Source organism: Citrobacter sp. Cpo089 (assembly GCF_030332695.1).
Lineage (GTDB): Bacteria > Pseudomonadota > Gammaproteobacteria > Enterobacterales > Enterobacteriaceae > Citrobacter > Citrobacter portucalensis.
On sequence record NZ_JAOWHJ010000047.1, the window covers coordinates 14,635 to 27,393 of the forward strand.

At 49.9% G+C, this 12,759-nt stretch carries 10 protein-coding genes; 2 read left to right on the top strand and 8 right to left on the bottom strand.

Features of this window, described 5'->3' with window-relative positions:
• Positions 1–2 precede the first annotated feature (2 nt).
• The 5 genes from OGX92_RS08445 to OGX92_RS08465 form a co-directional block, all read right to left on the bottom strand.
• Positions 3–1,319: a tyrosine-type recombinase/integrase gene (locus OGX92_RS08445; RefSeq protein WP_006812031.1), complete on the bottom strand. Its 1,317-nt coding sequence runs from the start codon at positions 1,317–1,319 to the stop codon at positions 3–5.
• A gap of 594 nt (positions 1,320–1,913) precedes the next feature.
• Complete coding sequence (locus tag OGX92_RS08450) at positions 1,914–3,203, bottom strand: anaerobic C4-dicarboxylate transporter family protein (RefSeq protein ID WP_206160154.1); 1,290 nt, start codon at positions 3,201–3,203, stop codon at positions 1,914–1,916.
• A 123-nt stretch (positions 3,204–3,326) separates the two neighbouring features.
• Complete coding sequence (locus OGX92_RS08455; RefSeq protein ID WP_206160153.1) at positions 3,327–4,175, bottom strand: fumarylacetoacetate hydrolase family protein; 849 nt, start codon at positions 4,173–4,175, stop codon at positions 3,327–3,329.
• Positions 4,176–4,317: 142 nt separating this feature from the next.
• Positions 4,318–5,247, bottom strand: coding sequence for a dihydrodipicolinate synthase family protein (locus tag OGX92_RS08460; RefSeq protein WP_199981231.1), 930 nt, complete (start codon positions 5,245–5,247; stop codon positions 4,318–4,320).
• 249 nt (positions 5,248–5,496) lie between these two features.
• Positions 5,497–6,528 carry a LacI family DNA-binding transcriptional regulator gene (locus OGX92_RS08465; RefSeq protein WP_110496792.1) on the bottom strand — a complete coding sequence of 344 codons (1,032 nt, stop codon included), beginning with the start codon at positions 6,526–6,528 and terminating at the stop codon, positions 5,497–5,499.
• Between the two features lie 420 nt (positions 6,529–6,948).
• Between OGX92_RS08465 and OGX92_RS08470 the strand changes: the two genes are divergently transcribed.
• Complete coding sequence (locus tag OGX92_RS08470; RefSeq protein ID WP_206160152.1) at positions 6,949–8,343, top strand: MFS transporter; 1,395 nt, start codon at positions 6,949–6,951, stop codon at positions 8,341–8,343.
• Positions 8,344–8,466: 123 nt separating this feature from the next.
• Positions 8,467–9,807: a carbohydrate porin gene (locus OGX92_RS08475; RefSeq protein WP_286586434.1), complete on the top strand. Its 1,341-nt coding sequence runs from the start codon at positions 8,467–8,469 to the stop codon at positions 9,805–9,807.
• A 264-nt stretch (positions 9,808–10,071) separates the two neighbouring features.
• Here the strand turns inward: OGX92_RS08475 and OGX92_RS08480 are convergent, their stop codons facing one another.
• The 3 genes from OGX92_RS08480 to OGX92_RS08490 all read right to left on the bottom strand — a co-directional run bounded on the left by OGX92_RS08480 (position 10,072) and on the right by OGX92_RS08490 (position 12,758).
• Entirely contained in the window at positions 10,072–10,395 is a 324-nt protein-coding gene (locus OGX92_RS08480; protein WP_001573898.1) for a DUF1889 family protein, read from the bottom strand.
• Positions 10,396–10,504: 109 nt separating this feature from the next.
• Positions 10,505–12,319 carry a diol dehydratase reactivase subunit alpha gene (locus tag OGX92_RS08485; RefSeq protein WP_149281697.1) on the bottom strand — a complete coding sequence of 605 codons (1,815 nt, stop codon included), beginning with the start codon at positions 12,317–12,319 and terminating at the stop codon, positions 10,505–10,507.
• 10 nt (positions 12,320–12,329) lie between these two features.
• Positions 12,330–12,758: a diol dehydratase small subunit gene (locus OGX92_RS08490; RefSeq protein ID WP_003828498.1), complete on the bottom strand. Its 429-nt coding sequence runs from the start codon at positions 12,756–12,758 to the stop codon at positions 12,330–12,332.
• Position 12,759: the final 1 nt, after the last annotated feature.

Here is a 12,759-nt window from a genome sequence, read left to right on the forward strand (position 1 = left end):
TCTTACCTCCGTCCAAACAAGTTCACAACGTTGTTTTCCTGTTGTCGCTGATAGTTGTTAACCCGGTCTTCCCAGATCTCAAGCGCCCTACGCTTTTCAGGCAAGTAATCATAACGATCATAGTGTTTCGAGCTGACGTCATTTAAAGCGTGATTCTGGATACGGTCGCGGATCTCTTTGCTGATCCCCGCCTCCCCCATCAGCGTTTTGCAGGTGCGACGTAAATCTCGTGCCGTGAAAACTTTAAACTCAGGATTAAAGGCCCGGAAGTACATGATGGAACGCGCCAAGCTATCAGTGCGTACCGGTCGCTCTCCATTGGTCGAGAGTGGGAAGATATAGGGGCTCCCACTTTCCTTAGCCAGTTCTTTCACCGAGGCTAATTCCTGTAGCGCAGAATCAGTCAGCGGGATCAGGTGTTCGCGCTTGTTTTTCGATACATCAGCTATGACCAGTAGCGTCTTTTGCTGCCAGTCAATCGCGCTCCATTGGCTGGCTATCATTTCAAACGGACGCTGCCCACCAGCATAAACACAGAAGCGAATCAGATGCTGCATCAGCGGCCCAACGTTGGTGGCCTCGGCGAACTGTTCCATGACAACACGCAACTCTTCCAGCGTTAGCCATGTATCACCCACTTTTTCCGCCGAAGACTGTTTCGGTATGGCCGAGACCGGGTTAACTTCAAGACCAAACGTGATACCCACGCTGGTATTCATCGGATCGTTATCAGCTTTCAGGCCGTAGTTAAATGCCGCCATCAGATACGAGCGAATCCGATTAGCATGCACCACCGCATCACGCTGGATAATGCCTGAGAGGATGGTTTTAATCTGGAGAGGTGTTACATCTTTCGCTTTGGTTTCTCGAGGGATAACCGTGTAGCACTCTTTTTCAAGACGCTTCAGAACATCAGCCCAGGTCCGCTTATTGTCGAGCTTCATCTTGTTAACGTAACCATGCACCAGTTCTTCAAACGATCCTTGAGAACGATGGATCTGCATGATGTGCTGTTCGGCCAGGCGCTGTTGCTCAAGCTCTTGCTGGGGCTCTTTTCCTTCAACAAGCCAGGCACCATACTTTTTCGCCAGCTCATTGGCCGTCACCAGTTTCATCTCAGGCCAGATGCCCAACTGGATGAACTTCTCTTTCTTCCCTTTCTCAACGTAGTAACGGAAATAAAAAACTTTGCTGCCTGAAGGCTGAACCTTAACGCCAAGCCTGCCAGTACCACGTTGAGCGCTGTTGCTCCACACGTAGTACGCCGTGCTTTTTGTCTTCAATCCACGTATAGCAGTCTCGGTAAGATTAGCGGCCATGAGTTTACCTTTCTAAGGATAAGCGTTACCTGACCCGATGCCCATTTCGGGTCAGGTAACGGGTCAGGTAAGGATAGTACAATGGGGAAATGAGAGAACCAATCAGAAACAAAAATAAATTCATAACTGATTGATTATAGAAAATTAAAAATACGAATAGAGACAATGACGAACAATTAAAAACATGCCAATTTTATGACTCATAATCGCTTGGTCGCTGGTTCAAGTCCAGCAGGGGCCACCAAATAAAACAAGGAGTTAGATGAGAAATCGTCTGACTCCTTTTTCTTTGGATGTAATTTGGGTCAGACAAGGAATTGCCTTCCCGCCCCCTTCATCTCGCGACCAGCGTCCCCGAATAGTAATTTAAGTCAGTAATACTGCTCTTAATATTCAAGATACAGCGTTATCACAGCTCCGTCGCAACAAGTCAATTACTTGTCGTGCTCGCAGGATATCTACAAGCCCGAAGATAACGTGATTGCTCGAGGCTGTTAAATTCTCCGCTATCGATAGTAAAGGGGGGATTAAACAACCTTTCCAATGAATAACTATCTTATTAGTTTCTTATTACAAAATAAGATTTGAAGTGATTCACTGAATTAAAAAAGCCAGTCCCGCTGCAAAGAGAATGGATAGTAGCACCGATGTCAGGCCGGGTAGCAGAAAAGGGTGATCGATAATATGTCGGCCCAGTTTGGTTGACCCGGTATCATCCAGCTCTACCGCCGCCAGCAGCGTCGGATAGTTTGGCAGAATGAAAAGTGAAGCCGTTGCCGGGAAACAGGCGACCAGAATACCGGGAGCAACACCCATCGTTAGTGCAGCAGGAAACAGAATTTTCGTTGAGGCCGCCTGGGAATACAGGAAGCACGAAGCCGTCATAATGATGAGAGCCAACACAAAGGGTGAATCCAGTAAGTGTGACGTTACTGTGCTTTGCAACCATTGCTGATTGCTGTCCATAAACGTCGAGCCCAGCCAGGCAACGCCGAGAATACAAATACAGGAGGTCATCCCAGTTTTAAAGACTGAGCCGGATGGGATTTTTTGCACGTTCACCCGGCAGCAAACCAAAATCAGCAGCGCAACCCCCATCATCATCCCCACTCGAGCTTGCCCACTGGTCATGATTGGATTAGCAATCAGTCCTAATTTAGGGCTGGTGACAATCGCATATGTAAGAACCGCAATCAATCCAACAATAAAGATTAGCACCGAACGACCACCATAGGGAGGGATCACCCGGCCAGTCTCTGCCTTGAAATGAACTGGATTGTCATATAACCGATCCTGCTGTCGGATTTTGTCCCAAAATAAGTAAAAAAGAGACGTGACGAGCAACGCAAGGAATGTGGAGGGTATTGATACCGCAATCAGTTCAATATAACCCCAACCATGATTATCTTTTTCCAGAATACCTGAGAAGAAAATCACTGCCGCAGAAATGGGCGAAGCAACAATCCCCAGTAGAGAAGCACTAACGGAGAGAGCAAGAGCCCGGGTGGGTTTTATATTGTTCTCTTTTGCAACGCCGACAATAACCGGCATGCAAGCAAAGGATACCTGTCCGGTACTGGCCATCATGGTTAATAGCCAGGTGGAAAAGGGCGCTGTTATGACTAACATTTGCGGATGACGGCGTAGCAGGCGCTCGGTAAGGTCAACAAGATACTCAATACCACCAGCCTCCTGCATGGCTGCAATCGCCACGATCACGACCATAATAAATACGATAACCAGCATAGGCATTTCACCTGGCGTAGCGCCAAGAGCGCTGAGAACAATCACGCCAGCACCGCCGGCAAAACCCACGCCGATACCACCGACCCGCATGCCAATGAAAAGAAACAGCAGCACAACAAGAAATTGAACCAATACCATAAGTGCCTCCATAGCTTCCTGTCCGGCATTAACCCTTTAGAGGATCAAATGGTCTGTAAGTCCTGGCCGCCGGGCAACAGCTCTCTCAATATGCCTCTGGATGTAAATAGCTTGAATGAAAACTTATTGCGTTACCGTGGCATCACTGCACACTACGTTAATCAGGCATCCAATCTGATCAATCTCTACTTCAACACTATCTCCGGCATGCATAAAAAGTGGTGGTGTGCGTTTTTTTCCGATCCCGCCGGGTGTACCGGTCAGGATCACATCTCCAGGAGAGAGCACGCTGAACATACTGATATACGCAATTAACTCTGCGATTGTATAAACCATACTGCTCGTATTATCCTGCTGTACCGTCTGACCATTGAGCCGGGTAGTAATATTCAGATTTTGCGGGTCTCGGATTTCATCCGCAGTCACCAGCCAGGGGCCGAAGCCACCGGTTGCTGGCCAGTTTTTCCCAGCGGTAAACCAAGTGTGCTGCCAGTCACGCACCGAGCCATCCATGTAGCAGCTATAGCCAGCAACATAATGCAGCGCCTCCTGCAAAGGTATATTGCGTCCTTCGCGACCAATTACCAACGCCATTTCACCTTCAAAATCAAACTCATTGCTGCATTCTGGCTTGAGTAACGGAGTCAGATGCCCGGTCTGTGAATCAGCAAAACGAATGAATAACACAGGATTAGAAGGCTTTTCGGCAGACGAATTTTTTTTATCGCGATAATTTGTGCCTGCGCAGATTATTTTTTTCGGTTCAGTAATGACCGGCAGGAAAGTGATCTCGTCAAATGAGTAATCCGCTTTTTTATCTGACAGTGGCAAATTATCAAGAAGATGAAGGTGCGGTATAAAATCACGCAGAGTTTTATATTGTGGAAATAAAACCTGTAGGTCAATAACGCCGCCGGGGATCGCCAGACCATATTTCTTTTTATCATGAAGGCTAAAGCTAAGTAGTTTCATAAATCACCTTGGGTATAGATAGGTGAAAGCCTCAGTGCTATTGAAAATAGATATTGATATAACCCGAGGCGAAGTAACAAAATATCCGCAATACAGTAAAACTAAGTTCTATATTGCGGATTAACAGGAGGGTCAGAGCAAATTAGCTGACACGACCCAGCTCAGCTGCACGCATTGCATCATGAATTTCTTTCTCTGCGCCATTTTCTAGCGGCAGTAGAGGAGAACGAACGGTGGCATGTTCAAGGATCCCGCGTGCAACCAGAGCATGTTTAAGCGCAACTGTACCTTCCATATGAGAACCACGGTGGTAAACACTCTTGGTTACAGGTAGCAGGCGATCGTGTAGCTGACGCGCTTTAACGTAATCGCCCGCCTTACCGGCCTTAATCATTTCAATTAACGGTTCAGGTGCGATATTACCGTAGCCAACCAGGAAGCCATCAACATCAAAGGCAGTATGCAACAGATACTCATCATGACAGCTTAAAATTTGCAGATCCGGACGTTCACGACGAATTACCGGAATCTCAGTATCCCAACGGCGCATATTGCGCACACCATTCTTCATGGCGAATACGCCCGGTTGTGCGGAGATATCCAACAGTGTTTTCAGATTGTAGGTGGCTTTAGTAACATCCGGGTACTGGAAAAGAATCAGCGGCAAACCACTCTCTTCATAAACAACGCGGTAGCGGTCCTGAGGAGCACCGTCCTGATAACCAAAACGCAGCCAACCGTGAGAAGGGTAGAGCAAACCCGCAGATGCGCCGGCGGCAACAGCGCGTTTAGCTTCTAATGCCGCTACTTCGGTCCCTTCACCGGTAATACCGGCAATAATTGGCAGCTTGTTATCAACAGACTTAACAAATGCGCGGATCACATTCGCCTGCTCTTCCTGAGTAAGAAAGGTACCCTCCCCTGCGTGTCCTAAAACCACCAAACCTTTCACGCCGTCGATGCTGCCCAGCCAACTGCCAAGACGCTGAATGGCATCATAGTCTACACGTCCATCACGAGTGAATGGTGTAACCGGAGCTGGAGTCAAACCTCTTAAATCGATGTTGATCATAAATATCCCCTTGATAAATAAGCAAATAAATTGCAATTCAGTGATCGTTGAAACGAGAGTGAAATCGTTTCTGCAATCGTTTTCACTTCATTGACAATGAACCTCAAAAATTAAATCGTCAACGCCATTGTGGTCAAAAATACAACACAGATCACAAACAAACGCATTTTGCACCCGAGATGAGATCCGTTATGGCTGTGCAACCCTGGTTGGCTCCCTGTGAGAAAGCCAGTGAGGATCTCAGTCGAATTATTTACGTGGAGATGAGGTAGACTTACGAGGGATAAGAGAAGGTGTGGTAATCCTGATGTTATTGTTTACCTCTGGATTCAATAACATATCAACCGCGTTACTGGCGATATGCTCAAGCGGAGTTCTGACCGAGGTCAGTGCCACAGGTAATCGGCTCACCAGCGGAATATCATTATATCCCACGAGAGAAAGATCTTCTCCAATCATCAGACCCTGCTGGTGCGCTGCCGCCAGTACGCCAATTGCGAGTTCGTCATTAACGGCAAACAGCGCGCTTGGGCGATGACGTGTGCTGAGAATTTTTATTCCCTGCTCCTCTCCGGATGCGATATTAAAATCAGAATGGCAGCACCATTCCTCTCTTATGCTCAACCCGGCTTCCCGCATTGCCCGTTCAAAGCCTTTACTACGGTTGCGGGCGTTGGAGGCAAAATCGGGGCCACCAATTAAACCAATGTCACGGTGGCCTAAATCGATCAGATGGCGGGTTGCCAGATATCCACCAAGCTCATCGTCCCCTACTGAAGAGGGGCTAAAACCATCTGTACGTAACGCCAGGACATGCGGAATATTCCGTTCGCGCAGTGTTTGCGGTAAAGGATCGTCCAGTCGGCAAGTCGACATGATCAACCCATCCACCCTGCGATCCAGCAGAGACTCAACGGCCTTTTTCTCCTGTTCTTGACTGTCACCGCAGGTCGCAACAATCGCGAAATATCCTCTTCTGGCTGCAGCTCTGGCTATCTCTTCAAAAAGCATCGCCGTGACGGCATCGGTTAGCCTTGGAACCAGGACGCCAAGCGTCCCGGTATCGCCACGCCGCAGGCTGGAAGCTACATAGTCTCGACGGTAGCCCAGCTCTCTCGCGACCTGGCGAATTTTATCTGCTGAAGCGCTGCGCGAGGTGGGCAATCTTTCATCAAGTACCCGCGAAACGGTCGAAACGCTAACGCCCGCAACGCGAGCGACATCCCGCATTGTTGCCAGCTTCTTTTCCTGCAAATCATTCAGTTCACTTTCCTGGTCCATCTGCTGCTCCAACTCATCAATGCGGGTAATAATTCGTGTTGTCCGTTTAACAGATACCATCTTGCGCACCAAGGGTGAGAAGATCTTACGTCAAACTTCGCCAGGACAAAAGAATGGTACTTCACTTTGTCTGGTTACGCCCAACTGGCCGTTCATTCATTTTGCTTTGTCTTCACAACTTACTTTTTTCTGGTGAGTTTTTTCAGATTGTGAACTGCTCGACAATTATACAACTAGCGTAATTGACTTAGCATCTAATCCAGCAAAGGATTAGCTGAGAGTGAAATCGATTGCAATAACGTTACCACAAACGAATTCAGACAGCATCATACGCAACACGTCATGTGAACAAGGGGCGTTCCCTATTGTTATTCAGAAACTTGCGTGTATGCCCCAGACAACCTTTAACAGGGTAATACTATGTCCACTCAGGTTATTGCTTCAAATTACGCTGTTGCCAGCGACACAGTGACATCAGAAGCACTGCTGGCAAGGCTGGAACGTCTTCCCATCACCCGACGGCTCAAGGCGATCCGCGTTATCGTCGGCCTATCTACTTTTTTCGATGCCTATACCATTATTGCAATCGCATTTGCCCTCCCCCAGCTCACTCAGGAGTGGGGACTGACACCAACATTTGTCGGTCTTATTATTGCGGCTAGCTATGTAGGCCAACTGTGCGGCGCACTATTTTTTGGTTCTCTGGCGGAAAAAATAGGCCGTATCGGCGTGTTACGCATCACCATCGTCATGTTCGTCTTGATGGATGCGGCTTGCCTGTTTGCATGGAACGGCTGGTCAATCCTTATTATTCGCTTTTTGCAGGGGGTGGGGATCGGTGCAGAGGTTCCCGTAGCCAGCGCCTATATCAATGAATTTGTAGGAGCGAAAAAGCGTGGGCGTTTCTTTTTGTTGTATGAGGTGATTTTCCCAATCGGAATGATGTTTGCGGGGTTAGTGGGGTATTTTCTTGTCCCCATCTATGGATGGAAGGTAATGTTTTTGATTGGATTAGTTCCTTCTGCGCTAACCGTCCCACTACGCTGGCTGATGCCTGAATCCCCGCGCTGGCTGGCCTCAAGAGGTAGGTTAAAGGAAGCGAACAGCATCGTATCCACGCTGGAATCTGAGGTTATTAAGCGTGGGATGTCATTACCCGAGCCTGAAATTAGCCCCCCTGCGCTTCAAAAAGCGGCGCCTGAAGGGGTAAAAGCTCTCTTCGGCGGTATCTATAAAGCCCGAACCTTTATGCTGTGGGGACTGTGGCTGACGGTTTACAGCGTCAACAACGGAATGATCACCTGGTTCCCGACCCTCTATAAAACCTGGTTTAACCTCTCTCTCGATACCAGCCTGGCCTACGGATGGATCACCTCTTCCTGCGGCGTAGTTGCTTCGGTGATTTGCGCCTTAATGATTGACCGTGTCGGACGTAAGCGTTGGTATACATGGGCATTTCTATTGGCCATTGTTCCATTGGTTACTCTTTCTGTAATGGGCGCGAAATCTGCTGTTGAAATTCTTATTTTGGGAAGTCTGACCTACGCCATTCTTCAGACCATCGCCTTTTCGCTTTATCTCTATGCCGCTGAACTTTACCCCACCCGTTTGCGTGCCATTGGCACCGCCTGGTCCAGTGCATGGCTACGCGCTGGTTCATCCATTGGCCCACTGATGGTTGGTTTTATTGTAAGTGGATTCGGTATCCGCTTTGTGTTTGTCACTTTCGCAGTTATTGCACTGATTGGCGGTTTGATTACCTGGCTTTTTGCCATTGAAACAAAAGGAAAATCATTAGAAGAGCTGTCGCCATAGACGGTCAGTGGCTCCGGAATAACAGGGGCCCCATCCAACAGAAGGTCGGCGTAGTCGGCTGATTCAATTACGCATTATCGGGAATAGCCCATAGCCCTGCATAATCTGTGGGCGGAGAAAAACATGAACAAATGCATAAATAGCGGCATGATGCTGCTGATTTCACTATACCCTTTACTGGCAATGGCTAACGATACACTCTTTTCTCCAACAACGAAAAATATGACCGGAGAGTGGGGAGGAGTGCGTACGGAATTACGTAATCGTGGCTATAATTTTACACTGGAATATGGATCGATGACTGCTACCAATATTTCCGGCGGTTATGATCGCGATAAGACACTGCGTTACAGTGACCAGTATATTATCGGCGTCGATATGGATCTGGAAAAGGTCTTTGGTATTCGCGACGGTGAATTTAAAGCATCGGTGAATAATCGTAATGGTAGAGATCTGACCCAGGATCGGCTGCAGGATCCGCGCGCGTCGGTAATAGGCTCTGGGGTACAAAGTAATTATGGTCGGGGCCAAACCTTACATGCGACACAGTTTTGGTTCAAAAAATCCTGGTGGGATAAAAAGCTTGATATCAAAGTGGGCCTGATGCCGCAAGGCGAGGATTTCGATAACAGTGGCTGTTACTTTCAGAACCTGTCGCTTTGTGGTTCTTTAGCCGGACATGGCAGTGGTGTCTGGTATAACACGCCTATCGGTCAGTGGGGAACGCGCCTCAAATATAGTCCTGAGCCCGCCCTTTACGTTCAAGCTGGTGCGTTTCAATATAACCCTAATTACGCCACCCGACACGGAAGCTTCGAGCTGGATGGAACCGGGCATCTGGGGTACATGTATCTTCTGGAATTGGGATACCTCCCCACTTTCGGCGCGGCAAAACTCCCTGGCGTCTGGAAAATCGGGGGATGGTATAACACGGCAGACGCGAATGATGTACTGGATGACGACAATGGCGATCCCTATGTTCTCACTCACCAGGCTGCGCGGCGTCACGGAGGGCGTTACGGAGGTTATCTGTATGTCGGTCAACAAGTTACTCAAACAAACAGCAGTCGGGAAAATGGCCTGAGCCTGTTCGGGCATTTGGCTATGAATGATAAAAATACGGCGACAATGGACTATCAGGTTCAGATAGGTGCCATTTATAAAGGCCCTTTCCTCAGTAGTCCGCAGGACTTTATCAGTTTCGGCGTAAGCAAAATGCATGCTAATGAAAGAGTAGCCCGTCGGGCGGAACTTTTGAACCAAATGCGGGGGATCGTTGATTATGATAATCCTCTGTATGTACCGGTTCGCAAATCCGAATATGCCGCAGAGCTGCATTATAGTTTTCGCTTTACTCCGTGGCTAACTGTGCGTCCTAACATCCAGTTACTCGCCCATCCGGGAGGAATTGAGGAGATTAAAGATGCCTGGGTTGTCGGGAATCAGGTGACGATCAAATTCTGATAAAACGGGCAGATACCGTCTGGCCGAGCCAGAATAAGTGAAATGGCAAATCCTCTAGGGACCGGCTAATGTTGTAACCCGCCCGATCTCTGGTTCAGATCCAGATGGGGCGACTAAATCACAAGGGCTTGCGAGAAATCGCAGGTCCTTTTTTATTAATCTTTCGTTTAGATATGTCTGCTCAATAAGCAGCATGTAGCAATCCTTCTGGACGCCGCCATCCTTAGATGGAAACGTCCGTTAGAGTTTAATTCGATAGTCAGCTCACACTAGCTCTTTGAGCTGCTCCTGCATATAGGTTGAAAAATACTCTGGGTTCTTGATAAGGATGCGGTTACCGGAGGCGACTTTCTCTGCCCATCCGGCCACTTTTTTCGTGAACTCGGGATTCCATCCCTCTTGCTCCCCCCGTGCCATCACAACTTCCGGACTCGCTGGCACACCTAAGTCATGCAAATACTTTAAGATTCCCTTAGCGGTACTTTCATCCATTGAATGGGGTACTGACGCCGAAGTGTTCATACCACCAATAAAATCCAATGCTTTCTCAATTGCTGTTGGCATGCTCTTATCCTTAAAATTAACCACGTGAGAGACACATTTATACTATGTACCCAACTCCGCCGGGATATCAAAGAGAACATCGCCTTTATTTGACTTACCCCGCAGCTAAACGCTTGCGCGGCTGTTTTCTGCGCTATTTTTTTGCTTCTCCGGCTAAAACCAGTCCTGTTGCCACCGCATTACGCGGCCCTTCGGTACCTCGAATATTGCCCTGCCCGGCGACAACGCCGTAATGCGCCAGCGCATCGGTGATCATCTGCGGGATTTCGAAATCCAGCGAAGAACCGCCTACCAGCACCACGAACGTCATATCGCGAATAGAGCCTCCGGGTGACACCTGGCGTAACGCGCGCAGGCAGTTGGTCACAAAAACCTTCTCTTTAGCCTGTCGGCGCACCAGACGGATTTTTTCCAGCGAAGTCTGGTTATCTACCGGGATCAGCTCGCCCTCTTTCAAGTACACCACTTTGGCGAATACTGACGGACTGAGCGGTTCGCGGAAAAACTCCACCGCACCGTTCTCATGGCGAATGCTGAACAGGCTCTCCACTTTTGCCAGCGGGTATTTTTTAATTTCCTCCGCCAGAAATGCATCGCTTAAGCCCAGCTCAGTTTGAATCAACAGGCTGACCATATTCCCCGCGCCGGCCAGATGTACCGCTTTCACTACGCCGTCGCTATTGATGACGGCGGCATCGGTAGATCCTGCGCCTAAGTCGAGGATCGCCAGCGGTGCGGCGCATCCGGGTGTTGTTAACGCCCCCGCTACAGCCATGTTGGCCTCCACGCCGCCAACCTCAACCAGAGTGTTTAACCGGACGCTCAGCTCACTGGCGATGGCCTGCATCTGTAAACGATCGGCTTTCACCATCGCCGCAATGCCCACGGCGTTCTCCATTGAACACTCTCCGGCGATGCCGCCCTGCACCTTGCGCGGAATAAATGTATCGACCGCCAACAGATCCTGAATATGCACCGTGTTCATGTCATGACCGGTCAGCGAGGCCATCACCTTACGCACCCGCTCCAGCATGCCGCCTGCATGCGTGCCTGCTTCACCACGAATATCACACACGGGCGCGCAGGCGCTCATCGCCTGCATAATAGCCTGCGCGCCTTGCGCTACGTCGGCTTCACCGCCACGCTTTTCACCACGGATAAAGATCTTACCCGCCGGGATCACTCTTGATCGCACATCGCCCTGCGGGGTTTTCAGCACCACGGCGGAACGGTTGCCAATCAGCGCTCTGGCGATGGGGACGATAGTTTGCGTTTCCTCAGGGGTCAGGGCAAAGAAGGTCGCGATACCGTAAGGATTCGACAGTACCCGCACCACCTGTCCCGGGGCCGCCACTTCCACCGCCGCCAGCACGCCTTCCGGTACCTTCTCCAGCAGAGTGACTTCATCAACCACCGGCATTGGCCGACGCAGGCGATTATTCACCAGCACGCCATCATCCTTTTTCAGGATGGCCGCCACCACGTTGACACCGCGATCCAGCGCTTCATTGATAAACCAAACCGCCTCAAGGAAATCCATCTCCTCACCCACCAACGGTATCCAGCCCTGGGCAAATCGATCCTCGCTCAACGCTGCCAACTTCTCCACAGCGATGGTGGTTCCCATACCCACGCCAGCGCCGCCGGGCGTTTGCGGGTTATGGCCAATCATCGTTGATTCGGTAATGATGGTTTCAGTGATGGTTTCCATCGCCACATCGCCAATCACTGGTGCAGCCTCGTTGATGCAGATTTTTGCCACGTCCTGCAGCGACCACGGCGTTTTATCCAGCGCCTGCTGCAGGGACGCGACTACCCCGGCGATATTATCCCGCGTGCCTTTCATCCCGGTCGTGGCGACAATCCCGCTGCCGATAAACCGGCCATCCTGCGCCAACGCCACTTCGGTAGTGGCGTTGCCGATATCGATCCCTGCAATTAACGGCATGCTGCCTCCGTCACTGACTGCCTTTACGCAGCTTATTTCTCTGTTGGTATACCTCTGCCGATTCGCGGACAAACCCGGCGTTCACCCTGGCGTGCCAGGTGTGTTCCAGTTCATCGGCAATGGCCTGCAACTCGGCAAACGAAGAACGAAACGGCCGTAGCGCGTTGTAGATCTCCAGAATGCGGGCATCCGGGATCGCAATCAGTTCTGCCGCACGACGAAAATTGCGCGCCACGGCATGACGCTGCATCTGCTCGGCAATCTGCGCCTGGTACTCCAGTGTTTGCTGAGAAATACGCACATCCTGTGGTCCTACGCGGCCCGCCAGCACATTCTCAAGGGTAATGTCGGTTAGCGGCTTACCGGTAGGCGTCTGGATTTTCTCCGGGCAGCGGGTGGCTAATGGGTAATCCTGCGCGGTCATGATGTTGTCGTTCATG

Excerpts from the sequence above, each read along its gene's own strand:
- OGX92_RS08445 (WP_006812031.1), bottom strand. The coding sequence starts at position 1,319 with ATGGCCGCTAATCTTACCGAGACTGCTATACGTGGATTGAAGACAAAA.
- OGX92_RS08450 (WP_206160154.1), bottom strand. The coding sequence starts at position 3,203 with ATGGTATTGGTTCAATTTCTTGTTGTGCTGCTGTTTCTTTTCATTGGC.
- OGX92_RS08455 (WP_206160153.1), bottom strand. The coding sequence starts at position 4,175 with ATGAAACTACTTAGCTTTAGCCTTCATGATAAAAAGAAATATGGTCTG.
- OGX92_RS08460 (WP_199981231.1), bottom strand. The coding sequence starts at position 5,247 with ATGATCAACATCGATTTAAGAGGTTTGACTCCAGCTCCGGTTACACCA.
- OGX92_RS08465 (WP_110496792.1), bottom strand. The coding sequence starts at position 6,528 with ATGGACCAGGAAAGTGAACTGAATGATTTGCAGGAAAAGAAGCTGGCA.
- OGX92_RS08470 (WP_206160152.1), top strand. The coding sequence starts at position 6,949 with ATGTCCACTCAGGTTATTGCTTCAAATTACGCTGTTGCCAGCGACACA.
- OGX92_RS08475 (WP_286586434.1), top strand. The coding sequence starts at position 8,467 with ATGAACAAATGCATAAATAGCGGCATGATGCTGCTGATTTCACTATAC.
- OGX92_RS08485 (WP_149281697.1), bottom strand. The coding sequence starts at position 12,319 with ATGCCGTTAATTGCAGGGATCGATATCGGCAACGCCACTACCGAAGTG.
- OGX92_RS08490 (WP_003828498.1), bottom strand. The coding sequence starts at position 12,758 with ATGAACGACAACATCATGACCGCGCAGGATTACCCATTAGCCACCCGC.